Consider the following 26,263-nt stretch of genomic DNA (forward strand, 5'->3'; position numbering starts at 1 on the left):
CCCGAGGGGCGGATTCCGTTACCCGCTTGGGGAGGCGGTTGTTTCCGCTTTCGCCGATGCGGCCGGCGAGACCGGTTCGGCTTCTTCGGGCAAGGCACGGACCCAGTTCAAGTCGCCCCGGTACCACACGTATGCGAATCCGACCATCAACACCGCGAAAAAGACGGCGATATCGACCATCGCAGTCCGCGCCAGTCGTCGAGCGGCAACGGGGATGTCGCTCGTGACCGCTTCCGGCTTGCTAATTTCGGCGACCGATGCGGCGTCGAGTCCGAGTTCTTCCACTTTCTGGACGACCGCCGCCGGTTCCAGACGCGGGTCGGCAAGCTGATTGGCTTTGCCGAAGACCACCGCCCAAGGGAAAAAGAAGGCGACTTCGACATCGAAGATCAAAAACAAAAGCGCGACGACATAAAACCGCAAGTCGAACTGCACATACGGCGAGCCGATGGACGGTTCCCCGCACTCGTAGGTCGCTTGCTTTTCTTCACTTGGGGCGTGCGGACGCAGGAAGCGGCCCAGCACCAACGCCCCGAGCACCACCGCCGTGGCGACGAGAATGAACAGCGTGACGTATCCGACGATCAGCGTGGGGGTCATGGATTCGATTGGCCGTCGTAGCCGGTGGCGATAAGGAAAACCAGCGGCCGAAAATTGTCGACCGCCGACGACATATTTTGCCAGCCCATCCTATCAAAAACAGCTAATTTTACGCCTGTTTCAAGCCGCCGCAAGGCTTCGGGCGGCCCTTTCGGGATGAATCCCTCGACAAAAACTCGAGCAGCATCCCGCGAAGGATAGTTTTCAGCGGTACGGGATTGGCCCGTCGCCTGCACGGTGTCTGCCCCTAGCCCGCTTCTTCTCCACGATCGAAGAGTTCCTGCACCGGTCGGCGTCCGGCGAAACCACTGCTTGGGTCGTGGTAATACCGGATCTGCGGTTCGCCGAGCTTCCAACAGAGGAGGATTTCGCCGTCGGGGCCTTTCGCGGGAAAATCGACGATACCTTCGAGCACGCCCTTCGGTTCCACGCCCAAGTCGCTCAATTGTATCAGGTATTCCCGCAACCGCCGACTATCCGACTCGAGTTCTTCGAGCATCGCGATGAGTTCGTCTCGGTAGGGACCGAACGACTCGCCGCGGTAGGCGGTCAAGTCGCTCAGCCGCTGCCGCCGTTGGTGGATATCGCGTGCAAGCTCCGTCATCGGTTCGACGAGGCGGCGCACTTCGGGCAAAAGGCGATTGGCTTCTTCCAGAGTGAAAAAACGACGCGATGACTGGGGCATCAGGGATTGTTTCGATAAAAAGGGTCGGCGGTTGAAACAGGCCGTGGACGGGAAAACGTCCGTCATTCGGCTTACCGCAACGCTTGTGCGGCGAATCAGGCGTCGGACTTATCGCCTTTGGGAGCCGATGCCTTCGGGGACTCGGCCGCTGCCGGTTGCCTGCCGGGGGCGTTCGGGCCTTCGTCGACCGGCTCGGCAATCGATTTCGACAAGGCCACCGCCGTCGGATTCAACGTCGTTTGCCCCCAGGCGATTTCCAGCGGCAATTTTGCAAAATCGACCATGCATCCGTCGCGGCTGTAACAGCTCAAATCGTAGGTCGAGCCCATGAAGATGCAGTCCGACGGGCAGTTTTCGGTGCAATACGAACAAAACATGCACTTCGTGTAGTCGATGATAAACGACGTCACACGAAATCCCTTGCGCCCCGGCACCTTTTCACGCTCGATGTAGATGCAGTCGACCGGGCAATCCTTCGCACACCGGAGGCACCCGATGCACGTCGTCAGGTCGTAGCGGTGGAAGCCTCGAAACCGCGGCGCGACGACAGCCGGTAGTTCGGGGTATTCGTAATGATGCGTGAACGCGCGGCGTTTGGGATCATAGGTCGAGATCCACGTCCGCATCGTGACGGCCATGGCCTCGGCCACCGTCTTCACGCTCAAGACGATATTGCGGCACCACTGATAGAATCCGCCGATCGGCCGGGTGGTGGTGGACATCGAAATGGTCTCCGTCGAGTCGATGCCGGTCGGTTCAACTGCGGCAGATGAGGAGAAACGGCGTTGCCTTGCGCGGCATGCCGAGCGGCGCGATTCCGGGGGAATGAACGCCGGGGCTGTCGCGATCCTCGAATTTCCGCAATTATAGAAGAGTCGCTCGGAAACGCCACCGGAAGCCGATTCGCTTTTGGCTTTACCCGTCTTAGGAAAGAATCGTCATGCACTTGAGCGCTCGGTTCGACGAAGCCCTGGAGTTTGCGAGCACACTGCATCGAAAGCAGGTCCGAAAGATCGGGCAAACCCCCTATGTGGGGCATCTACTTCGGGTGTGCGGAACGGTGTTGGAATTCGGAGCAACCGAGGACGAGGCGGTAGCCGCGTTGCTCCACGACGCCTTGGAAGATCAAAACAGGCCGGGGTTGGCCGAAGAAATCGCCGATCGCTTCGGCAAGGCCGTCTTGGAGATGGTCGCCGCATTGAGTGATTCGACCGAGCAGCCGCGTCCGCCCTGGCGGGCGCGTAAGGAGGCCTTCCTCGCGCGGCTGCGTGAGGCCACAAGCAGTGTGCGACTGATCGCCGCGGCCGACAAGTTGGACAACGTGCGCTCGACGATTACGGCCTTGAAGGTCTTCGGCGACGAGATTTGGACGCGTTTTCACGGCGGACGGGACGGGACACTCTGGTACTACCGACAAATCGTCGCCGTGCTCACCGAGGCAAGCGAACATGCCCTGGTCGCCGAATTGGCCGATGCGGTCGCCCGGCTCGAGACGATCGCCGGGGGCGACGGTTCTCAGGTCCCGCATTAGTGTTGCCGCTTCCATCACTGCGATCGACGGCCCAAGAAAACGGAAGCTTGCGGTGGGCGTGTGCCGCAAAGTAGACTGGCGCAATCGGCTGCGGGGTGTCCGCCGGAAGAATCCGGCGGTCGCATGCCGGGGTCGGTCGGGGACTCGGTCCGGAAACGCTCGCTCCAAGGAGACGACAGAAATGATGGCTTCGACGCGACGTCGATTTCTGCAGACCGCCGGTGCGGCTGCCGCCGCCCTCTCGTTGGGTGACGTTCGCGCAATCCGCGCCGACGAAAAGCCCGGTTCGCGAATGAAAATCGGGTTGGTGACCTATTTGTGGGGACAAGATTGGGATCTGCCCACCTTGATCGCCAACTGCGAGAAAACGGGTATGGCCGGTGTCGAGTTGCGGACGCAGCATGCCCACGGCGTCGAGCCGTCCCTGAACGCTGCCGAGCGGGCCGAGGTCAAGAAACGGTTCGACGATTCGCCCGTGGTGTGTGTCGGCTTGGGAACGAATCAAGACTATCACCATCCCGATCCCGAGCGGCTCAAGAAATCGATCGAAGACACCAAAGCGTTCATCAAGCTCAGTCACGACATCGGCGGGCTGGGCGTCAAGGTCAAGCCGAACGATCTACCCAAAGGCGTGCCCGTTGAAAAAACGATCGAGCAGATCGGCCGATCGCTCAACGAGCTGGCAGCCTTCGCGGCCGACTACGGCCAGAAACTGCGCCTCGAGGTGCACGGCGGTTGCTCGCCGTTGCCGATTATCAAAAAGATCATGGACGTTGCGACACATCCGAACGTCGGGGCGTGTTGGAATTGCAATGCACAGGATTTGGAAGGCGAGGGGATCGTCTACAACTTCAACCTCGTCAAGGATCGCCTGGCCGATACCGTCCACGTGCGGGAACTGAACGTGGGTGAGTATCCGTACCAAACGCTGTTCGACCTGCTGGTCGCGTGTGATTACGCCGGCTGGATTCTGCTGGAATGCCGGACGAAGCCCGCCGACCGCATCGCCGCCTTGCGAGAGCAAAAGGCGATTTGGCAAGAGATGATCGCCAAGGCGCAGGCGAAGATTTGATCGACTGCACGAAGGAATTTCCCGCATGGATTCGATCATCGTGACCGGGGCGGAAGGCCAGCTCGGGAGCGAGTTGTGCCGCATCTTGGGGCGTCGAGCGGTCGGGTGGGATTTGCCCTACGTCGACCTGCTTGCGCCCGACAAGGTGCAAAAGGCCTTCGAGGATGCACGGCCCGACGCCGTGATTCACGCGGCGGCCTACACGGCGGTCGATCGGGCCGAGGACGAGCCGGAACGTTGCTTTGCCGTCAACGCCGACGCGACGGCCCGACTGGTCGATCTGTGCCGCGGGCGCGGGATTCCCATTTTGTACGTGAGCACCGACTACGTATTCGGCGGGGGAGACGTTCGCGGCGAACCGTACCGCGAGACCGATCCCGTCCATCCGCAAGGGGTCTACGCCGGATCCAAGTATCAGGGCGAATTGGCCGTCTGCCGGTGGGAAAAGCATTACATCGTGCGGACGTGCGGCTTGTACGGCAAATTGGGCACGCACTCGCCGGGAAATTTCGTCGAGACGATGCTGCGTTTGGGCAGTCAGGGCAAGAAATTGCGGATTGTCGACGATCAACATTGCACGCCCAGCTACGTTCCGCACGTCGCAAGGGCGATCGTATTCTTGCTCGAGAACGCGCCCGAGGGCACCTATCACGTCGTCAACGGCGGCGAAACGACGTGGTTCGGCTTCGCGCAAGAGATCTTCCGCTTGGCGGGGTTGGAAGTTGAGATCGAGCCGATCACGACGCAGGAATATGGTGCCAAGGCACCGCGCCCGGCGTACAGTGTGCTCGACACATCGAAATATCACGCCTTGCCGGGGGCGCCGCCGATGCCGTTTTGGCGGGAGGCGCTGGCCGAGTATCTGGACTCGCGACGGTAACATGCCGAAAACGAGGCCGGGGCGATCCACCGAGGGAATCGACTTTTTCCGCCGGTCGCCTTGGGGTAGAATAATAAAGGCTCGATTCCCCTCGTATTCGGGGGAGATCTTGTCGAACGATTTTTCTTCGGGCGGCGGCTACGGGCCGGCAATCGACGCCGCTTCGCCCGAGGGTTGACGCCGGGCCGGCAAAGGGCAGCGGGCATCACGCAGAGGGGACGCCTGCCGGGCCGCTGTCGGTTCATGCGAGCACGACCGCGACCGGCGGAATGCGTCTGATCCCTTCATCGAAGTGGAGGAACATCATGTCTCGGCCCGAATTCTGTGGACGGCTCGTCGGCCGCCGTGCCGGGTACAGCCTCGTCGAGGTCTTGGTGGCGACCACGATCTCGTTGATCATGCTGGGCGCGGTCATCGCTGCGTTCGCGTCGGTCATGGGCCAAATGACCGAAACCCGCGCCGTGCTCGAAACTATCGACCAGTTGCGAACCGCCGGCGACCTGTTGCGAAAAGACCTGCAAGGCTTGACCGTCGTTCCGACACCGCCCGTCGATCCCGACGATCAGTTGGGGTATTTCGAGTGGACGGAAGGGCCGGCCGGAACCGCCGCGGTAGCGCCGGGACCCCCGGAGTATCCCTGGGGATTACGGGCGTACAACCTGCTCGATGAAGATCCGAACAAGCCGGCGGGCGTGCCGCCGTACGAAGACGATTCCACCGTCGGCGATCTGGACGACATGTTGATGTTCACCACGCGACGCGAGGGATCGCCGTTCGTCGGGCGCGCGACCGACCCGAACGGCAACCGCATCGAGATTACCTCGCAAGTCGCCGAGGTGGCATGGTTCGTACGCGGTAACCGGCTCTATCGCCGGGTACTGTTGGTCATGCCCGAGATTCTGCGTATTGCCGATGCCGACGGCGACGGACGCTTGGGGCTCAACGAATGGGGAGGTCCGAACGCGGGCAACTACTTCGCCGCCTTCGACGTGGCCGTTCGTTGGGAATTCGACACCCAGTTGAATCAGATGTTTCTCGTCCCCTGTACGCTGGGCGATTTGACGAAACCCGAGAATCGGTATGCGCACCAGGTCGGCGGTTATCCGTTCCATCCGCATCGTGTGGGTACGTGGCGAATCTTGGGTTTGCCGACGACGAGCGAGTCGAGCTCGAACATGGCGGCGGTGAACTGGATCGCCGGAGGGACCCTTCCGGCCGTGCCGCTTTCCGCTCGCAATACAGGGAACCCCGGCGATTCGGTGAATTTGTTCGACGCTTGGACGAATCCGTATCCCTTTGCGGAACTCGATCCGCTGACGGGCGAACACACTGCCATGCAGGGAGTGCGCGTCGAAGAGGATCTCGTATTGACGAACGTCCTCTCGTTCGACGTGAAAGGCTGGGATCCGCAGGCGCCGGTCTTCTACCGGAACGGGCGTTTGCTCAAGCCGGGTGATCCGGGGTACCGCGCGGCATGGACCGCGTGGGATTCCGCGGGACGACCGGCTGCTCAGGTCGCCGCTCGGGGGGCGTACGTGAACCTGAACTACGCAGGCGCCGCCTCGGGAATGCCCGGTCGATACGATCTGGCCGGGCCGCCGTTACCGCAGTCGGGATTGAGTAACGTGTTCGTCTACGACACGTTTTCCACGCACTACGAAAAGGACGGCATCGACCAGTTCGGCGACGGTCGGATCGACTGGGGGACCGACGATTTCGACAACGACGGCAACGGACGCGTGGACGACTTGGCCGAGTGGGAGACGCTGCCGCCGTATCCGGTTCCCTTGCGCGGTATTCAGATCACCCTGCGCGTCTTCGAACCGGACAGCCGTCAGGTACGCCAGGTCACGATCACCCAGGATTTGTTGCCGAAGTAAGAGCGATCAAGACGAACACGATGACCTTCCCGCACACGGCCCTCGGGGACAAACTCCCGAGGGCTGCGTCGTTTCCGGGGCTTGAAAGGGCCGAGGATCGCGACGCAGGTCCGGCACTTGACGTTGTCGACAATGCCCGTTTCAATCACGAAAACATGCCGAGAAATCGGCAGGCGAACGGGATCGAGAATAGGAATCACTGTTTCCGCACGCGACGAAACACCCGGGAAATTGCCGATGGCCGAGACCGCAATCGAATCGAGCCGCAACGGAACGACAAGCAAGGTCGCGCTGGCGATCGTGCTCTTGGTAACCATGTGCGTTCCGACCGCAGGCACATGGATGAGCTTCTATGTGCTGGATGACGCACCGCCGCTGGTGCAGCAGCTTGGTTATGTCGTCGGCAAGTCGGTGATGCTCGTGCCTTTGTTGTGGTTCTTGTTCGTCGAACGCGGGCGGTTGCGTCTGGTCAAGTTCACTGGGCGGGGACAATTCTGGGGGATCGTCTTCGGGCTGGGCGTGTCGCTGGGGATGTTCGCATTGTACTTCGGTTGGTTGAAGGCGACCGACATCTTCGCCTTCGCCGCGTCGGCCGTCGAACAACGCTTGGTGGGCTTCGGCGTCGATCGAATCGGGCCTTACGTGTTGTTCGGTCTGTTCGTGTCTTTGTTACATTCGGGGCTGGAGGAATACTACTGGCGTTGGTTCGTGTTCGGTCGAGGACGCGAACTCATGCCGGTATGGCCCGCGGCGATCATCGGCAGCCTTGCGTTTACGGCGCATCACGTGGTGATCCTGGGGAAGTACTTCGGTTGGGGCTCACCCGCCCAGATTCTCTTTTCACTCGGGGTGACCGTCGGCGGCGTCGTGTGGTGCCTGCTGTACGATCGCTTCCGAACGTTGTATTCGCCGTGGATCAGCCACGCGATCATCGACGCGGCGATCTTCGTCGTCGGTTATGATCTGGTCTTTGCCGGGTGACGGCCTAATCGAGGCGGCATGGCGGCGTGTTCGTGCACACCCAACGAAATTGCGTCGTGCCGCGTGAGGCGACCGCCAACCGCATCGGCGCGCCGCACTTGGGGCAGAATTCGTTTCTCAACGGTTCGCCTGCCTCGGACTTGGTTTGGCAATCGCGGCATAGGAGGGCGTCGGGAACATGTGCCAGGCGTTCCCGCGGGATTCGCCGGCCGCATCCTTCGCACAGTCGCGGTTCGTCCCAGGCATGATCGGCCGACGAGAGCGACAGCCCGACGTGATTGCAATCCGGGCAGCGCAAGCCGGCGCAAAGCTGCGGAAAGAGTTCGGCGAGCACATCGTCGGTCGGCAACATGCGGGCGCGTATCTTCTTCGCCGCCCGCAACCGCCGCACGAGATCGGCTTGCGACTCTTCGACGACCCAGCCGCATTGCTTACAACGAAGGCGATAGTAACGCGTGCGCGACATCGACTTGCTCGTTACGCGACAGAAAGTGCCTTGCGATCGGTCAGCACGAACGGATGATCAGCCAGCGGAACATTGGGGAACGACCAGCCGCCCTCGATGCGCTGCGCGTGCAGCAGCCGATACACGCTGCCGGTGAGCAGATCGACCAAGACCGGGTGACGAATCGACTCGTCGCGGACGGTGAGTCTCGCCACGATCGGCAGGTGATCTTGTTCCGGCGGCAAGGGCGTCCAATAGCACCACATGGGCAAGCTGTTGCGGGTAAAGGCGGCGACGATCGGAGAGGAATCGGAGTCCGCGTCGATGAGCAGTCGATCGTCCGCCTCGATGCTGCGGCTCGATGCGTGATCGAACAGCGAACAAACGGCTTGGTAGGCGAAATAAGCCGGCTTGGGCGTGTAATCGCGGCCGTCCAACAGGCCCTTCGTGTTCGCTTTGCCGCTGGGGCCTTGTCCCCAGTTGTAGTTTACCAGGTCGACAAGGTGGAAATACGATGTCAGCTCGAGTCCCAAAACGCGATCGAACAGTGTGCGTCGGAGCACCCACTTGGCTTGGCGATACGCGTTCCACGGCCGACCGCCCAAGGCCCCGGTGCTGTCGGAAGTGGAGGGGCATCCATTCTCGCCTTGCCACAATTCGACGTCGGGGGCGTGAACTGTGAGCAAAGTTCGCCAGGCCGTGAGTGTGTCGCGATACCCGGCCTCGGGAACGGGGCGATACGGATGGTAGGAAATCTTGTCGACGATTTCGCCGAGACCGGCTTCGAGCATCGCCTTGAAGTAGTCGGTCGGCATTCCGGCCAGGGCACCGCCGATGATGGTTGCTTGCGGATTTTCGGCCCGGATGATCGCCGCAGTTTCACGGACCAGCCGTACGTAATCCTGCGGATTCGGTTTTCGCGGTTGCCAGAATTTCGAGATGTTCGGCTCGTTCCAGATTTCCCAGTGATCGACGCGACCGCGATAGCGCCGGGCGGCTGCTTTGACGAACGCCCGCCAGGCGGTCATTGCTTCTTCACGGTAAATCGGAGTCCAACCCACGGCCGAGGCGTCGGGGGCCTCGGGGGTGTACAAGCGATTGCCGTACCCGAGGTTGAACCACGGCCGAACACCGGCATCGCGAATATGATCGACGACCGCATCGAGCCAGGCGAAATCGTACTTGCCGGGTGATGTCTCGGTGCGTGCCCAGCCGGTTTGGACGCGAGCCCACTTCACCCCCAGCCGAGCCAACCACGAATACGTGCGGTCGGGATCGAACATCCGGCGATCGAGCGTTTCGAAGCCGACTGAAAACGGCGAGGCCTCGATTTCTCGCCCCGGACGCCGAACGATTTCGCCCTCGCACGGACCGACCGCGATACTGAGCCAACGACGGGCTTTCTCACCCCCGTCGAGCAAGCAAGGCGGACCGGCGCAGGTAGCCGTTTCATCGGCCCCGGCAGTCGCAAATCGGCCGCCCAATACGACGGCCAGTCCGAGCGTGTTCGCGTGGGTAAGAAAACGTCGTCGCGTCAGGTCGGGCGTCATGGCGGCTGTCCCAATGCGGAAGGCGATGGAAAGAGTCGAACCGATCCTTAGGAACTCGCTGTGACGCATCCCGGCGCTAACGGGCGCCCGCCAATTTGGCTTTCTTGCGTGCAGCGACGACTTCTTCCTGGATCGAGGCGGGGACCTGCTTGTAGCGGGCGAATTCCATCGTAAACGTGCCCTGTCCCTGCGTCAAACTCCGCAAGCTGGTCGAATAACCGAACGTCTCGGCCAAGGGAATTTCCCCCTCGATCCGTGTGATCGGCCCTAGTGCGACCGTATTGTGAACGATACCGCGGCGCGATACGAGGTCGCCCACCACGTTTCCTTGGGACGCCTCGGGGCATTCGATTTCGATTCGCATCACCGGTTCGAGAAGTACCGGTTTCGTGCGCGGAAACGCTTCCCGCATGATCTGTTGCGCACAAATCTGAAATGCCAGTTCCGAACTGTCGACCTCGTGGTACGAACCGTCCTCGACGTGCACGTGCAATCCGACGACGGGGTAACCGGCCAAGGGGCCCTTTTCCAGCGATGCCCGCAGCCCCTTTTCGATCGCGGGAATGTACTGCTTGGGAATGCGACCGCCGACGATCGATTCTTCGAACAAGAAGGATTCCTCGCAGTCTTCGGGGACGGGGCCCATGCGTCCCACGACGTGTGCGTACTGACCGGAGCCGCCCGTTTGCTTCCGATGGCGGACGTTGAATTCCGTCTCGCAGGTCGGGGCCTCGCGGTAGTTCACCTTCGGCGGACCGACGAGTACTTCAACCTTGTGTTCCCGTCGCAGTCGCTCGATGTAGACGTCGAGATGCAGCTCGCCCATTCCGGCGATGAGCGTTTCCCCGCTTTCCTCGTCGGTCGATACCCGCAGCGTGGGATCTTCTCGCCGGAAACGCGACAGGGCCTTGGCCAGACGATCGGCACCGGACCGATCGACCGGGGCGATCGACATCTCGATGACCGGTTCGGGGATGTACATGCTTTCCAGTGTGCAGTAGTCGCGTTCGGCGGCGTAGGTGTCGCCGCTGGCGGCGTCGAGGCCGATGACCGCCACGATATCGCCGGGGCCGGCCTGGTCGATCTCTTCACGTTTGTCGGCGTGCATCCGGACGATGCGTCCGAAACGTTCCGCTTTGCCCGTTCTCTGATTGACGTACGATCGGCCCTTGACCAACGTGCCTTGGTACGTGCGGACGAACGTCAACGTGCCGTAAGGATCCTCGACAAGCTTGAACGCCATCGCCACGGCGGGCTTGTCGGGATCGGGGGCCAGTTCCATCGAGGGCGTGTCGGACCCCGCGGGCCGCGCGAGAACCTGTTTTTCGACCGGCGAGGGCAACAGGCGGCACACGGCATCCATCAAGGGCTGGACGCCCTTGTTCTTGAACGCCGAGCCGAGGTATACCGGCGTGAACTGGAGATTGCAAACGGCCGATTTGGCCACGCGGTACACCAGGTCGACGGCCGGCTCTTCTTCGGCAAGCAGCACTTCCAGCAATTCGTCGTCGTACATGGCCAACGTTTCGAGCAGATGCCGCCGGCCTTCCCTCGCTTGCTCGAGCATGGTTGCCGGAACCGGCTCCCGCCGAACATGCTCGCCGTTGTCGCCGTCGAAATAGACGGCCTCGAAGGTTACCAAATCGACGACGCCCTGGAAGTCGGCTTCTCGACCGATGGGCAGTTGCATGAGGACCGCTTCGCAGGCGAGTTTGTCTTTGAGTTGTCGGACGACGTTTTCCGGATCGGCGCCGGTCCGGTCCATCTTGTTGATGAACGCCAAACGGGGCACGTTGTACCGTCGCATTTGCCGGTCGATGGTCAGCGATTGCGCTTGCACGCCGGCCACGGCGCACAACACGAGGATCGCGCCGTCGAGCACGCGCAGGCTGCGTTCGACCTCGACGGTGAAATCGACGTGACCGGGAGTGTCGATCAGGTTGATGTGGGTATCGCCCCAACGGACGCTCGTCGCGGCGCTGGTGATCGTGATCCCACGTTCCCGTTCGAGATCCATGTAGTCCATCGTGGCGCCGGGCCCGTCGCCGCGGACCTCGCCGATGCGATGAATTCGCCCGGAGTAGTACAGGATCCGCTCGCTGAGGGTCGTCTTCCCCGAGTCGATATGGGCGGAGATGCCGATGTTCCGAATCTTGTGCAGGTAGTCCATGCGCTGCCTAAACCGTTTGTAACGTATTGACCGCCTAGTGGTTATATTCAGTCGCCCGGCGGCGAGCGAAGGCTGACGACCGCCGGTAGCCGTGATTTTCGGGACGCATCAGGAAGGGCGTCTCCCGGAGGATGCCTCCTGCGAGGCGCGAAAACATTCCATTATACTCCGGTCACCGAAAGTGTCGATGGGAACGAATACAGGCGGACGCAGCCCGAAAGGGCCGCCTCCGCCTGATGGAGGACGTTGAACGAAGTGCCTGTTCGTCGTGCCGTCGCCGTCATCGACGACGGCGTTCCAAACGGTCAGTCGCAGCAGGGCGTGGGCTGGGGGTTAGCGCACGCATGGCAGCGATGCCCTCGAACCGGCACGCAGATGGTCTTCGGTACCATCTTGCATACCCGAACGGGGACCTCTTTCTCGATCACCTTCGGCACCATCTTGATGCACGTCTTGGTGACCGGCTCGACGACTTTCTTGCAGCGGGTGACCGTCACCGGTTTCACCACCTCGCGAGGCTCGCACACGTAGTATTTGCAGGTCTTGGTGACTTCCTGCTTCTCCCATTCGCAGTAGCGAACCGTGTAGGTCTTTTCGACCGGATCACAGACGATTTTCGTGTAGGTGCACGGCTCTTCGACGATCTGCGGCTTGTAGCAGGTCACCGGCACTTCCTTCTTCACGATGTTCGGAACCCACACTTTGCAGGTGCAGCAGGTGGGTACCGGATCGCAGGCCGTTTCGGCCGGTTCGCAACAGGCGGCCGGAGGGGCCGTGCAGCGATGTCGACAACGACGGCAACGACCGAAGCAATTCGGTTCGCAGGGGCGTTCTTCCCAGTGACCTTCGTCGACGCAGATGGTCTTGGTCGTTTCGTACGGCACCATTTTGCACACCTTACGCGTGCCTTCGACCGTGACCTTGCGCGGTACCAGGACGGTTTTCGTGCAGGTTTTTTCTTTCCACACCGGTTTGCAAACGGTGTAGGTGACCTCCCGCGTCTTTTCGACGCGGACCCATTCCGTGCACTTCTGTTCCACGGTCACCGTCTCGGGAATCCACTTCACGCAATTGACGGTGTATTCGACCTTTTGCGGTTCATACGTGACGCACTTGACGGTGCGCATCTCGGTGACGATCTGCGGGCAAAGGATCGTCTTCTCGACGCAGCAGGTCGTCGAGGGCGTGCAGGCCGTCGTGCGGGCGGCACGGTGGAACAATCCCGCCTGAGTCGAGGCCGAAATCAATACGGCGCACGCGAGGCCGAGAACGACGTGACGTGAAAGCATGGGTCTCCCTCCTTGCACATGACGTGCGTTGACAGAAACGCGACAAACTTTTTCGGCAACACATGTGCCGAGTGGTGCCCCTCCGTGATGCGTCGGCCGTCATGCGGGCCCAAAAATTACAGGAAAAGCCGACGAAAAATGGATGGGGTTATTCTTTGCGGGAAAGAAAAAGTTTTGCTAGATGCTATGTCTTGCCAAAAGGGAAAGCAAGCACCCGATTGAGGGGATTTCAGCGATTTCGCCAAACAAACGACCGGCTCCCTTCTATAGGGGGAATCCCCCTTTGGGCATCTTGGGCCGAACACCCCAGACGGCGCGCAAGAACAGCGATCGAAGCCCGCACGCAGACTTCGATCGCCGCTTGGTTGCTGCGACAGTTCCGTTGTGCATTTCAAGCCGCTAACGGAACGGCCGGTCAATTTTCCCAGTACAGCGAGAACACCGCGTCGACCGCCTCGTGTACCTCGTTGGTTTGTTGTGGAGGTACGTTCTTGGCTTCGAGTCGATCGAAGTTCGACAACACCGCCAGTTGGGTGATCAGGTCGGTATTCAGACTATTGGCGACGAACTGCCCGCCGACAACGGCGCCGTCCGAGGTCGCCTGGTCGGTTCCGCCCGCACCGTTGACGTACACGTTTTCGAATCCGTTCGTGCGGTGGGTGAAACCGGAACCCTGCATCATGATTTCGGTCCGTGTGGCGGTCACCGATTCGTTGCCGGAAGTTCCGAACAAGCGGGCGGTGTCGTTGCCCTCGCCGCCTTCGGCATAAAGGACGTCGAACGCCTTGGCCCGCAGGAAGTAATTCGCGCCGACCAGCGTGGCGTAGGTCGAGCGGGCATTGAGGGTGTCGTCGCCGCCGGTGCCCTTGAGATAGGCCACGTCGTGTCCGCTGCGGGAGTAGGCGTGGATGTACTCGAAGGCGGCCGCCCGCAAATGATACCCCTCGCCGCTCATCTGGCCGATCGATCCTTCGCCGACGAACGTATCGTCGCCGGCCGAGTCGAACAGGAAGGCCACGTCCTGACCACCATACTTGGCGATGGCGTTCACATCGTCGAAACCGAAACCTTGGAAGGTTTCTTTCGGAGTCACCAACTTGAAGTCGGAAGCCGACGCGGTGAAGAAGTCGTCACCTTTGGTGTCCAAGACAACGGCCGTGTCGTTCCCGGTGCTCGTGTGGATCAGGGTGTTCTTGAAATACTTCGCCCGCGCGAAGTAGTCGGTACCCATGATCTTGGCGAACCGGTACATCACCTGCACGCGGTCGTCGCCGGGGGTGTCGTACAGGTGAGCCACGTCGTTGCCGCCGAATCGACCGTAACCGTGGTTGTAGTCGAATCCGGCCACGCGGATCGTGTAGCCCTCGCCGGTCAATTCCGCTCCCGAAGGATCGGCCGTGAAGGTTTCGTCGCCGGGCGTGTCGGTAAGCGAGGCGACATCCATGCCCCCGGCGACCGCGTATGCTTCGACGACCGGGAACTGTTTCGCCCGCACGAAGAAGCCGTCGCCCAAAATGCGGGTATACAGTTGGCGACCTTCGAGGATGTCGTTGCCCGGCGAGTCGTACAGGCGGGCGATGTCGTTGCCGCCTTGGGTTCGCATGCCGTGAGCGTAGTCGAAATCGACCGCTTCCAGCGAGTAGCCTTCGCCCGACATGACGACTCGATCCGGCGTGCCGATGAACGTGTCGTTACCGGGCGAGTCGTACAACAACGCGACATCCTGGCCGCCGTCGGCGGCGATCGCGGTGAGCTTCTCGTAACCGGTGACCACTTGCTCGGTCAGGTCGGAACGCATCGAGGCGGTGTCGGTCCAGGCGACGAGCCACTCGTCGGCCGGGGTGTCGCGCATCGTGACCTCGTCGAAGCCGGCGCCGGTATCGACCGAGTAGAGCGACACGCCGGAAACTTCCAGGGTGAAGCCGTCGAAGTCGAAGGTCGCCCGTCCCGAGGCCAGATCGACGATATCGGCACCGGTCGAACCGGTGTAGACGACCACGTCGTCACCGCCTTGACCGACGAAGTGCACGCCGGTCGCCGTCGGATCGACTGCGATCGTCTGACCGTTGAGCTTGACGACCCACGAGTCGGGGCTCGCACCGGCGGTGAACTCGAAACGATCGGCGCCGGGAGTCCCGTCGATCTGGATGACGTTCGTGACGATCGGCTCGGGTTGGTTGTCTTGGGGAACCACGGGCGGATCGAAGTTCCCCACCACCGGCACGGCAAAGTTGTCGCCGAAGTGGGCGTACCAGTCCTGGCCCAACGGCGACGGCGAGAACTCGACGACCGGTTGTCCGCTGATCGGATCGGTCGTGATCCGGTCGAGGACCGAACGGCCCGCAGAAACGAGGATATACCAGTTGGCCGTTTCGGTCGGTGTTTCGCCGGTCGAGTCGGGCGACCACAGTCCGAAGTCGTCGAACCCGTCTTGATCGAAATCGGCGGCCACCGGCCGTTCCCGCACGCCCGGGAATCCAAAGCCGAACGTGTAGTCGGCCACGCCGTCCCAACCGCGGCGGACACCGTTGGCCAGGTCCACCTGGAATCGGTTGTCCATCCAAGTGGCCAGGTCGTCGAAGCCGTCGCCGTCGAAGTCGCCGACGATCGGGTAACCTCGGAGTTCGCTGGTCAACGTCGTATCGACCAAGAAGTCGTGGTCGGTGTCGAAGTACCAAATCGACGGGTTGCCTGCGGCCGGGAAGGCCGTGACGACGGCCACTTCGTCTCCGTTGAGGTCGTTGTCGTCGAATCGACCGGCGACCGGCAAGCCGTTGACGTTGGCCGGGTCGTACTGTTCGATGTCGGCAACACCGTCGTTGTCGAGGTCGATCAGCCAGCGGAAATTGTCGCCGAAGCGGCCGTACGCGGCGAGCTTGTCGAATCCGTCGGCGACCTCCCGCCCGAAGTTACCGGCGAAAATGTCGTCGGCCGCGTAGCCCATCACGTAGGTCAGGTCACGGTTCGTGTAATCGGGATTTTCGGGGTCGAAGACCTCATTGCCGTTCGTGTCGACCCAGATTTGTCCGGCCGCCCAGGTACCCAGCTCGGGGCGACTATCGACGGTGAACCGGGCTACGAAATCGCCGCCGTTGTTGCCGTCGCCGCTGGGGAAGGACGGCGGATCCTGCGGTTCCGAGGCGTTCGATTCGCCGTCGAGCTTGTTTCCGGCAATGTCGGTCAAGTTGTCGGAAACCGTCAACGTGTAGCGGTCGTCGGGTAACGGTTCGGCGAAGTGGAGGACCAACGTGCCGGTTGCGGGATTGCCCACCACCACCGGAGCAGACAGAAATTCGACCGACGCGATCGGAATCTCGCCGTTCGCATCACCCACCAATGAGAAGTTGCCGAGCGCTTCGGCCAACAGTCCGGAACCCGGATCGTTCGCCAACGCCGTGTAGGCGACCAGGGCCTCGCGGTTCGGCAAATCGCGGACGTCGATCGACAAGCTGGTGATCAACGGCGTGGGGCCGTCGGTCGGTTTCGGATTGAACAGGTTGAAGGCCGATTCGTCTTCCGGGGTTCCGGGGTCGTCGGTGATGGCCACGCCCGTAATCTGCGGGCCCTGCGTGTCGAGGAAGAACTCGAAACTCTCGACGTCCGACACGTTGCCGGCCACGTCGATAGCTTGTGCGAACACGCGTCGCGTACCGTCGCGCGACAGATAGGTCGGGTCGTTGAAATTGAGAAGGGACGTCAACTCCCACTGCCCGTACTGAGCCTGGTTTCCGTCCACAGGAATCGTGACGGCTTCGCCGATGTTCGGGTCGCCGATGTCGAGCGTCCCGCTGTAGTTCACATCGAGCGACATCCGAATGAAGGCGTCGGCCTCGGAGACTCCCCAGAAGCTCGGGACGGTGTCGTTGGTGATCACATCGTCCAAGCTGAAGGCGATCGCGTCCACGCCGCTGTTGCTGTCGGGGTGGAGGCCGTCGGAGGCCAGCGCCGGCGTGCCGATCGAGACAGGGGGCGCGATCGTGTCGATCGTCACCGGCAACAAGAAATCGTCGCTGATGTTCCCGGCGCGGTCTTCGACTTCGAGCTTGAAGTTGTGGACGCCGTCGGCGAAGGCTCCCAACGCCGGTGTCGTCAAACTGCTTGCGCTGCCGAGTGCGCCGCTGTCGTACACCAACACTTCGCCGCCCGTCTCACTCCGATCATAGATGCGGAAGCGGTAGTTGTCGGGCAGTATATGGGCACCCGCGTTGGGATCGTGCGTCGAAGCCGAGAATCGCGGGGTCGCGACGTTCGTAATATTGTCGACGTTGCTTCGACCGGAATCGTCTGCGGCCAGAAGATCGAGATAGGGCGTGTTCGGCTTCGCCGTATCGATCTCGATGACCAGCGAGCGGGAAGCATCCGACACATTGCCGGCCTGATCTTCCAGCTCGGCCCAGATCGAATAGACGCCGTCGTCCAGCGGTTCGATCGTGACTTCCCAAACGCCTAAACCGTCGGTCGGCACCCCGTCGCTCTCGTCGCTGCCGACGCGGCCGATGCCCACCAACTGCGTGCCCGCGTTGCTTTGGGCGTAGATGCGGATGATGGCGTTCGCCTCGCCGGTACCCGAGAACGCCGGTGCGTTGATGTTCGTGACGTTGTCGTCGTGGAACGCACCACTGTCGCTGTCGGCGAGCAAGTCGGGGGTCGACGGGGCGTCGGGTGCGGTGTGATCGATCGTGACGAGCAGTTCTTCCGATTGGGTGAAGTTCCCCGCCGCATCGACCGCCTCGGTGGACAGCGGATGCGGGCCTTCGGCGGGAATGTTGTAGGTCGTCTCGACGGCGTTGAAGTCGATCGTCCGCACGCCGAAACCGTCGACCACCCCGTCGGTCAGATCGAACGCGGCATCGAAGGTGAACGAGTCGATGATCGTTTCCCCGTCTTTGATGCGGACGGTCGAACCGAATTCGGCCGAGATCCGCACATCGACGATTGCGTCGCCCTGCGTCGGATCGCCGATCGTCACGTTGTCTTTGTCGTGTTCGCCGGTGTCGTCGGCGTCGATCAGATCGATCGTGGGGCGTTGCGGCGCCGTTGCGTCGATCGTCACCGCCAACGCCAACAGCACGTTGTCTTGCGCGTCGCTGACGTTTCCTGCCAGGTCTTCGACTTCGGCCCAAATGGTGTAGCTGCCGTCGGTGAGCGGCTCCGAGGTGATTTCCCACACGCCCAAACCGTCGGTCGGTACCCCGTCGCTCTCGTCGCTGCCGGCGACCGTCTCGCCGATGAGTACCGGGCCGGCGCCGCTGTCGGCGAACAACCGCACCGTCGCGTTTGCTTCCGCCAAACCGTGGAACGCCGGTGCGACGACCGAGGTGATGCCGTCACCGACGGCGCCGCTGTCGGAGTAGTCGGCCAACATCGGCATGGTGGCCGGCGGTGCGGTGTTGTCGATGGTGACCAGCAACTCGTGCGACTGGGCGCGATTCGAGGCGGCGTCGTAAGCTTCGGCCGAGAGCGGGTGCGGACCTTCGGCCGGGAAACCGCTGACCAGCGCTGCGGCGTTGAAGTCGACGGTCACGACCGTCTCGCCGCTCGGGCCGATCGGAATACCCGCCATGATCACCGTGTTGCCGTCTTTCAAGTCGACAACCGTGCCGGGATCGCTGGTGATTCGAATATCGACGATCGCGTCGCCTTGTGTCGGATCACCGATCGTGACGTTGTCGAGGTCGGACGAACCCGTATCGTCGCTGTCGAGCAGATCGACCGTGGGCCGTTGCGGGCCGGTCGTGTCGATGACGATCTGGATCGGTTCGCCGGCTTCGCTGATATTGCCTGCCAGATCTTCCGATTCGGCCGTCAACGTGTACGTACCGTCGGCCAGCGGTTCCAAGGTGATTTCCCAGATTCCAAGGCCGTCGGCGGGGTTGCCGTCGCTTTCGTCGCTTTGAGCAATACCGATACCGGCAAGGACGGGCCCGTTGCCGTCGTCGGCGTACACACGGACGATCGAGTTGGCTTCCGCCAGACCGGTCACGGCGGGCGCGGCGACGGAGGTCAATCCGTCACCCGGCGTGCCCGAATCGGCATAAGCCGCCAACGCCATCGTGGGCGCGACCGGAGGCGTGAAATCGATCGTAATCAGCAGCGGTTCCGACTGGTTGTGGTTGCCGGCCAGGTCGACCGCTTCGACCGACATTTGGTGCGGGCCTTCGACCGGGAAGGTCGTCAACGTGGCGGCCGCGTGGAAGTCGATGACCACTGTGCCGTCGTTTCCCACGCCCGTGTTGAACGGACCGGCGATGACGCGATCACCGTCCTTGATGTACACGTCGTTGTGGCGGTCGGCGGTATATCGAAGCGTGACGATTCCGTCACCCAGCACAACGCTGCCTTGCGTGATGTTGTCGTGTTCCGAAGAACCGGTGTCGTCGATATTCAGCAAGTCGACGGTCGGTTGCTCGGGAATCAACGTATCGATAACGATCTGGACGATCGGGCTGTCGGCGCGATCGGTGACGTTTCCGGCGACGTCTTCGAGCTGGATCGTCATGGTGTAGGGAGTGACTTTGTCGGCCAGCGGCTCGCTGGTGATCTCCCACGTACCCAAACCGTTGCCGATGATGCCGTCGGTGGCGTCCGATCCGGCGATCGTTTGCCCGACGAGTTGGTCGTCGGCGTACAGCCGCACGATCGAATTGGCTTCCGCGACCCCCTGGAACGCCGGGGCATTGACCTGCGTGACGCCGTCGCCGACGACGGCGGAATCACTGGTGGGAACGAGGTTCAACGTGGCGATGGTGATGTCGGGGATCTGGGGGTCATAGGTAAGTGAAAGCGGTGTGGAAAGCTCTTGCGAAGCGGAATGAGGAACGGCTTGGCCGTCGATCACCCGCACCGCGGCGCTTACGAAATTCAAGTAGCCGAACGCCGTCGGATCACCGGTGTACCCGCCGGGGAGTCCGCCCGCCAAAACCGCAGGCGGCAGGGTGAAGGCGAACAAGTTGTTCGAGGCTCCCAGCGGATCGGCAAAGCCGGCGCTCGTTCCATTGACGAAGACCTCGACGGCCACTCCCGGCGTGCCGGCGGCCGCTTGTGCAGCCGTAAGCACCGGTACACCCTTGGCGGCCAGGTCGCTCAACCACGCTTGGATGAGCACCTGGGGCGTTTCGATGTTCGTGATGTTGTCGGTTCCCAGCCGACCGGAATCGTGCGCCGGATGGATCTCGACGCCCGTCGGCGCCGGTGCCGCGAAGTTTTCGATCTCCAGATCGTACGTGTTCGGATCGCCGTCGAGACTTACGACGTGCAAGTAGTACTTTTCCTGCGACACGACCGGCACGGCGAGGCTTTCGCCGCCGGGGACGACCGCACCTGCCGCGATCAGGTTGCCGAGCGAATCCAATAGTTCGATGTGCAGCGTACCGCCGACTGCATTTCCCGGGGTTCCGTCGGGGGTGAAATAGGCGGAGACCAACAGGGCGCCGCTGTCGTGTGCGGTGATCTGATAGTAGTCCTCGTTGGTCGTTCCCAACTGGTTCGAATGGATCGACAGGTCCCGAATCGTGATGTTCGGCAGCGATCCCAGGACGGTGGGATCGGCCAACGAATCGTTCGGCTCATTCAGGTCGGGCAGCGTGTAGAGAGCTCCGCCGAGCATCAAGGCCTCGAGGCGATCGAACGAAATTGGGGCGTTGCCGAGAACGGAAAGCGTCCCCTGGTCGCCGTCGGGACCGAGTTCCACGCCGAAGGGGGCGGCCCCGGGGTCGACGCTCAATATGTCGCCCGCCGACTGGATCGTGCCGTCGGGCGTTCCGCCGTCGATGTTGACTTGGACGGTCGACGGGGTCACGTTGAACAGGTCGACGCCTCCGGCTCCCTCCGCATTGACGACGTCAAAATTCGTGTAGTCGGCCGAAAGAACGCCCGCTACGTCGATCGTCGTTCCGTCGATCGTAAAGATATTGTTCGTTTCCGTACCGCGGACGGTGAGCGAATCGACATCGCCTTGGCTGCCGTCGTTGCCGTTGACGATGAAGCCGGTGTTGCTGACGTAGTCGATCACCGTGATCGCCGAGCCGTCGGCCGCATTGGTCACGCGCAACTGGCCGTCGCCCGCACCCGAGGGCGCCAACAAGATGTCTTCTGAAACCCCCGGGACGGCGTTGTACACGATCAGGTCGGGATCGCCGGCGTTGTCGTCGACCGGATTGCCTTCGTCGAAGCTGATGTCGATGCCCCAACCGGCGGTCGTGTCGTCGGCATAGGGTGTGACCACCAACGTATCGACGTCGTTGCCTGTACTGGGAGTGCCGGAGCGATCATCGCCGAAGACGTTGATCTTTCCGACGTTCCGGATCGCAAGATCGCCGGATCCGTTGATCGAGACGAGAACTTCGTTCGTACCGTCGAGGTCGCCGCCTGTCATCGAGTCGACGTCGGCGCCCCGCAGGACGACCTTGTCCGGTTGGTCGATGAGTCCGTTGTTGTTGTCGCCGTAGATGTTGACCGTCCCCAGCTCGCCGTCGTGGCCGACATCGAGATCGAATTGTTCGACGGAGCTGAATTTGAGTTGGGGCGTGCCGAAGCCGGAGGAGACGGTGACGGTCGGCGTCGGGCCCGCGGTGGCCCAGATATCGACGTCGCCGAACGTGCTCCACATCAGCTTGTCGCCGTCGGGCGGGATGTTGTCGCTCGGATCGGCATTCGGATCCGGATCACCGGCGTTGACCCGCATCGAAAGTACACCGGTGAGATCGGCGTAGATAACGTCCGACGCGCCGGATGCCGACGGCGACGCCTCGAAGCCCGTATTCAAGATCAACGACGGGGTGCCGAATAAGACGGGCAGCAGCGTGCCGGCAACCGGATGGATAGAGACGAGATCGCCCGCGCTGATGTTCGTACCGGCGATGAGGCTATCCGAAATCGACAGCGCGTCATAGGCGTTTCCCGCCCCGAAACCGGGGACGATGACACCCGCGCCGAATCCGAAGGGATCGATCGTCGTGGCCGGATCGACCAGGTCATCTTCACTGGGGGCTAGCACGTACAAGCGATTGCCCAAGGCCGTCCCGGCATTGACGGTGATTCCCGCCGTCGTATCGACGCCCGAAACGAGCAAGTCGGCAAAACGGCCGCCGCCGGCCAACCCCGGATATTGATCGAAGTACGAGCCTTCGAGGTCGGGACCGTCCCATGGATCACCGTCCACGAAGACCAATGCTTGGGTGCCCGAAAGCGGTGCGACGGTGATATCGGTCGCCGTCGGCACGTTGTTCAACAGCGTCACGGTATCGTCGTTGCGCCCGTCGCCTGCGTACCGGATCGTCTCGAAGCCGGTCGTAAGCATCGGGAGAGCGAAACCGTTCATTTGAATCGTGCCGATGTCGTCGTAACGGAATGTTACGTTTCGGCTCACGAAGCCGTAGTCGTTGAACTCCAGGACGTCGCGCTGCGAGGTGCCGCCGGGATCACCGCCGTGGACCAGGAAAGCAGTCAGCGGAAAGACGCTGTCGGCCCCAAGGTCATTCGTCACATTGACGACGACCCGGTCGACGCCGTCATCTCCCAACACGACCGTGTTGCCGCTCAAGCCGTCGCCGTTGAGCCACACGGTGTGGGCGTCGTCGCCGTTGCCGGCATGGATGACCGTATTGGCAGCGGTCGTGGCCTGCACGTCGATCGTGTTGCCGCCCGCGGGACCGTAGATCGTGAGTCCTTCGAGTTGGTCGACGCCGACCGTATAAGTGTACTGGATTTGCCCCTCGGCGAATCCCTCGAGTATGGTCGCGTGAGCAAGGCCGAGACTCTCATCTCTGATCCATGCGTCCGGCAAACTGTTGAGGTCGCCGGAGGCGTCCACCGTGAGGGTGTCGACGCCCTCGCCGGGCTCGATTGACAGGTTTCCGTCGATGGCGGCAAGGGATCCCACTCCGGTTCCGGCGGTTCCCGAAGTAGCACCGACGGTGAACGTGTCGTTACCCGCCCCGCCCGAAACGATGTAATCGACGCTGGAGAACGTCGAGAGAATATCGATCGTGTCGTCACCCGAGGTGGCTCGATAGTCAAGTAACTCGACCGTCGCAAAATACAATGCGATGTCACCTTCCGCGGCGCCTGTGATCGTATTGCCGGTGATCGTCACGTTGTCGCCGGTCGGATCCGCGGTGTCGTGAAGGCGCACGATCGACGAGCCGAACTGGCCGTGTAATTCGAGGCGGCTGCGGATCGCGTCAAGGTAGTTGGTCGCAGCGTTCGTGATCAGCTCCGAGCCGTTTTGACCGTACACGCGGGTGGCGATCAAACCCGGGGCCGTCGCCAACGGCTCAATCGTTTCCCCCTGGGCATCGTCGGGGATGATTGCGCCGCCGGTCAGCTCGCTCCCGTAGATATCCAGGTATTGCAACCCCGGATTCTCGGCCGAGAAATTGATGATGACGCGATCGGCCCCGTCCATTCCGTTGACGGTCGTTCGCGTTTTGTTGGCAAAGGCGATGCTTTCGAACAAACCGCCGGTCTCTCGAACCTCGGTCGTTTGGACGCCGAACACCCCAGGCCCGTCGACGATTTCGATCGTATCGGCGGCGGACGTGCCGAAGATATCCAGTTGGTCCGCGGGTACGGTATCGAATACCGGCGAAAGGCCGGAAAACATGATGATCATCTCGTCGCCGTCGGCCACTCCGCCCCCGGGACCCATGTTGTCGTTGGGATCGTAAACAAGCAGCCCGGCCCCGGACCCCATCGGCCCATACGACACGCGCCCGATGGGCGCACCCGGATTGCCGGTCACGTACAACACGTCGCCCGTCGGGCCGCTATTGACGCCCAATGCTTCGCCATCGAAATCGATGTTGCTCACGTCGATCAAACCGCCCGAGACATCGATCATCAACGTGTCGTCGTCGGAAGAACCTTGGACGGTGATCGAGTCGATCGTGCTGTACTCGACTGCCGAATCGAGCACACCGTCGATATAGATTTCGAGATTGGCTCCGTTGCGAACGAGCCGGAAGGTGTCGGCCGTGCCGTCGTTGGGATTGGTTGCGGCGATGGAAACAGCACTCAACAGGTGCCGGTGTTCCAGCGGTTCAACTCGCAGTTGTCGCGATTTGATCCGTTTTTCTTTCCGCCCCAGTTTTGCAAACGCCCCGATGTTGCCTCTTCGATTGAAAATGGATCGAAACCGCATGAGCAGATCTCCGCTTCTCTCGCTCCCGCAGGCGTTACGACCGGCCCAAACGCCGCGACTCGCAGCCGGTGCGGGCAAACGCTGATAGTCCTGCCGACGACGTCCCTGTCGATGAAGCGGATCCGTCCTACCGACGAGCCGAGTGAACTCACGCAAGTTGCGCAGACCTCACCCCTCATAGTTGTGCCAGCAAAACATTCTGGTCGTGCGGGTTTTGGCTGTCAACCATTTTGGAGAAAATTGGCGAGATAGAGGGGGTGTAGTGGATGTGCGGTTTGTATTGCAAAAGAGAAAAGAAAGGAAGTTTTGACGGTCCCAAAAGCGGGGGTGTCGAAGCGAAGCGGCGTGTCGCAGGAGGAGCGGCTTCCAATGAAAAAAGCACCACCCCCAAAAAGAGGTGGTGCCGGATGGTCGTGTCGCAATCTGCGGTTCGAGCCGGTCGGTCGCTCTATTTACTTCTTGGCTTCGGCGGCTCGCTGCTGCGGCGTCTTCCAGTTCGGATGTGGTACGTGGGCTTCTTTGAACAACGCCTCGGCTTTGGCGACCAGTTCAGGATGTTCCGCCGCCAGATCGTGTTCCTCGCCGATGTCTTCGGCTAAGTTGTACAACTCGATCTTACCGATAAACATCGGTTCGCGAATCGCCTTCCAGTCGCCCCAGCGGACGGCTTGTCGAGAGCCTTGTTCGTAGAACTCGAAGTACAGGTATTCGTGTTCCTGCTGATGTTCGTCGTCACCGAACAGGGTGGGAACGAAACTGATCGAATCGCGATTGGCGGGGCAAGGGACGCCTGCCAGTTCGGCCGCCGTGGCCATCAAATCACCGAAGTAACCGACGTGATCCGACGTGGTACCCGGTCGGATGTGATCCGGCCACCAAGCGATGAAGGGAACGCGGATGCCGCCTTCGTACAATGCCCGCTTGTAACCCTTCAGCGGACCGGTTGGTCGGAATCGGGTCGGCGGATTGCCCGCCTCGTTGTGCGGGCCGTTGTCGGATGTGAACATCACCAGCGTGCGTTCGGCAATCCCCAATTCCTGGAGCAGGTCGAGGATCTTGCCGACGTCGGCGTCCATGCGGGTGATCATCGCCGCGTGTCCCTTGTCGACGTCGGGCCAGTCTTTGTCGGCGTAGATTCCGTAGTCGGGAACTTCCGATCCGTTTCCGGTTGCGCGGGTGCCTTCGTTGTTCGCGTGCGGAATCGTCAGGGCCAAATACAGGAAGAACGGGCCTTCACCGTGCTCACGCAACCATTTGATCGACTCGGCAACGAACAGATCGTGCGAGTAATCGACTCGCTTGACGGCATAGCCTCCGGTGAATCCGCCGTATGAGCGGTCTGATCGTTTGACCACGTTGCGTAGCTTTTCTTGTTCGAAGTTGCGCCACAGGAATTCGGGGTAGTAGTTGTGGGCGTGGACCTGATTGAGATAACCGTAGAAGAAGTCGAAACCTTGCTTGAGCGGATGCCCCGGCTGATCGACTTCGCCCAGGCCCCATTTCCCGATCAAGGCGGTGTGGTAGCCGGCACGCTTGACGACCTCGGCCACGGTGATGTCTTCGTCGCGGAGCGACTGGATGATCATCTCGGTGCCGGCGTTTCCGCGGACATGGCAGTGTCCCATGTGCAGGCCGGTCATCAAGACACAACGTGACGGGGCGCACACCGTATTCCCGGCGTAAAACTGCGTGAAGCGCATACCCTCGGCGGCCATGCGGTCGATTCGGGGCGTTTGAATGAGTTCCTGGCCGTAGCATCCGAGCTCACCGTAGCCCAAATCGTCGGCCATGATGAAGATGATGTTCGGCTTGGCGTCTTTCGGATGGCCGGCGGGCAAGTCGGCCGCGCACGCCGCCGTGCCGACGGCCGCGACGAGCACGACCGACGTCAGTACAGTTCGCAACATCGGTTTCTCCCTTTCTGAAAAACAATCGCCAAACGACCTGTGCTGTGAGAAGAGCGGAAAAGCACCTTCTCCCTATCCCTCAGGTTGACCGTAATCCTTGCCGAGTTTGCATGCAAGCGGGGGCGATCCCGCA

Annotated in this window: 15 protein-coding genes; 5 read left to right on the top strand and 10 right to left on the bottom strand. The window is 61.6% G+C overall.

The features are described 5' to 3' along the window. Window positions 1-18: 18 nt before the first annotated feature. The 4 genes from ACYQ2I_RS04500 to ACYQ2I_RS04515 form a co-directional block, all read right to left on the bottom strand. Window positions 19-600, bottom strand: coding sequence for an NADH-quinone oxidoreductase subunit A (locus ACYQ2I_RS04500; protein ID WP_460165800.1), 582 nt, complete (start codon window positions 598-600; stop codon window positions 19-21). After that, complete coding sequence (locus tag ACYQ2I_RS04505; protein ID WP_460165801.1) at window positions 597-836, bottom strand: hypothetical protein; 240 nt, start codon at window positions 834-836, stop codon at window positions 597-599. The genes ACYQ2I_RS04500 and ACYQ2I_RS04505 overlap by 4 nt, the downstream gene beginning before the upstream one ends. A gap of 11 nt (window positions 837-847) precedes the next feature. After that, complete coding sequence (locus tag ACYQ2I_RS04510; RefSeq protein ID WP_460165802.1) at window positions 848-1,285, bottom strand: DUF2203 domain-containing protein; 438 nt, start codon at window positions 1,283-1,285, stop codon at window positions 848-850. Window positions 1,286-1,380: 95 nt separating this feature from the next. Continuing rightward, window positions 1,381-2,007 carry a 4Fe-4S binding protein gene (locus tag ACYQ2I_RS04515; protein WP_460165803.1) on the bottom strand — a complete coding sequence of 209 codons (627 nt, stop codon included), beginning with the start codon at window positions 2,005-2,007 and terminating at the stop codon, window positions 1,381-1,383. 218 nt (window positions 2,008-2,225) lie between these two features. Between ACYQ2I_RS04515 and ACYQ2I_RS04520 the strand changes: the two genes are divergently transcribed. The 5 genes from ACYQ2I_RS04520 (at window position 2,226) to ACYQ2I_RS04540 (ending at window position 7,629) form a co-directional block, all read left to right on the top strand. Then, window positions 2,226-2,816, top strand: coding sequence for an HD domain-containing protein (locus tag ACYQ2I_RS04520; protein WP_460165804.1), 591 nt, complete (start codon window positions 2,226-2,228; stop codon window positions 2,814-2,816). A 181-nt stretch (window positions 2,817-2,997) separates the two neighbouring features. Then, window positions 2,998-3,888, top strand: coding sequence for a sugar phosphate isomerase/epimerase family protein (locus tag ACYQ2I_RS04525; protein WP_460165805.1), 891 nt, complete (start codon window positions 2,998-3,000; stop codon window positions 3,886-3,888). A 25-nt stretch (window positions 3,889-3,913) separates the two neighbouring features. Then, the gene (gene rfbD, locus ACYQ2I_RS04530; RefSeq protein ID WP_460165806.1) at window positions 3,914-4,768 is read left to right on the top strand and encodes a dTDP-4-dehydrorhamnose reductase; all 855 of its coding nucleotides are present in this window, start codon (window positions 3,914-3,916) and stop codon (window positions 4,766-4,768) included. A 305-nt stretch (window positions 4,769-5,073) separates the two neighbouring features. Further along, window positions 5,074-6,648, top strand: coding sequence for a PilW family protein (locus tag ACYQ2I_RS04535; RefSeq protein ID WP_460165807.1), 1,575 nt, complete (start codon window positions 5,074-5,076; stop codon window positions 6,646-6,648). Between the two features lie 237 nt (window positions 6,649-6,885). Next, window positions 6,886-7,629, top strand: coding sequence for a CPBP family intramembrane glutamic endopeptidase (locus ACYQ2I_RS04540; RefSeq protein ID WP_460165808.1), 744 nt, complete (start codon window positions 6,886-6,888; stop codon window positions 7,627-7,629). A gap of 4 nt (window positions 7,630-7,633) precedes the next feature. Here the strand turns inward: ACYQ2I_RS04540 and ACYQ2I_RS04545 are convergent, their stop codons facing one another. The 6 genes from ACYQ2I_RS04545 to ACYQ2I_RS04570 all read right to left on the bottom strand — a co-directional run bounded on the left by ACYQ2I_RS04545 (window position 7,634) and on the right by ACYQ2I_RS04570 (window position 26,130). Then, complete coding sequence (locus tag ACYQ2I_RS04545) at window positions 7,634-8,095, bottom strand: TraR/DksA C4-type zinc finger protein (protein WP_460165809.1); 462 nt, start codon at window positions 8,093-8,095, stop codon at window positions 7,634-7,636. A gap of 11 nt (window positions 8,096-8,106) precedes the next feature. Then, the gene (locus ACYQ2I_RS04550; protein ID WP_460165810.1) at window positions 8,107-9,624 is read right to left on the bottom strand and encodes a GH39 family glycosyl hydrolase; all 1,518 of its coding nucleotides are present in this window, start codon (window positions 9,622-9,624) and stop codon (window positions 8,107-8,109) included. Window positions 9,625-9,700: 76 nt separating this feature from the next. Beyond that, entirely contained in the window at window positions 9,701-11,794 is a 2,094-nt protein-coding gene (fusA, locus tag ACYQ2I_RS04555; protein ID WP_460165811.1) for an elongation factor G, read from the bottom strand. A gap of 305 nt (window positions 11,795-12,099) precedes the next feature. Beyond that, window positions 12,100-13,083, bottom strand: coding sequence for a hypothetical protein (locus ACYQ2I_RS04560; RefSeq protein ID WP_460165812.1), 984 nt, complete (start codon window positions 13,081-13,083; stop codon window positions 12,100-12,102). A 415-nt stretch (window positions 13,084-13,498) separates the two neighbouring features. Next, window positions 13,499-24,223: an Ig-like domain-containing protein gene (locus ACYQ2I_RS04565; protein WP_460165813.1), complete on the bottom strand. Its 10,725-nt coding sequence runs from the start codon at window positions 24,221-24,223 to the stop codon at window positions 13,499-13,501. A gap of 452 nt (window positions 24,224-24,675) precedes the next feature. Next, the gene (locus ACYQ2I_RS04570) at window positions 24,676-26,130 is read right to left on the bottom strand and encodes an arylsulfatase (RefSeq protein ID WP_460165814.1); all 1,455 of its coding nucleotides are present in this window, start codon (window positions 26,128-26,130) and stop codon (window positions 24,676-24,678) included. Between the last annotated feature and the right edge of the window lie 133 nt (window positions 26,131-26,263).

The sequence above is a fragment of the Thermostilla marina genome (genome assembly GCF_054657455.1).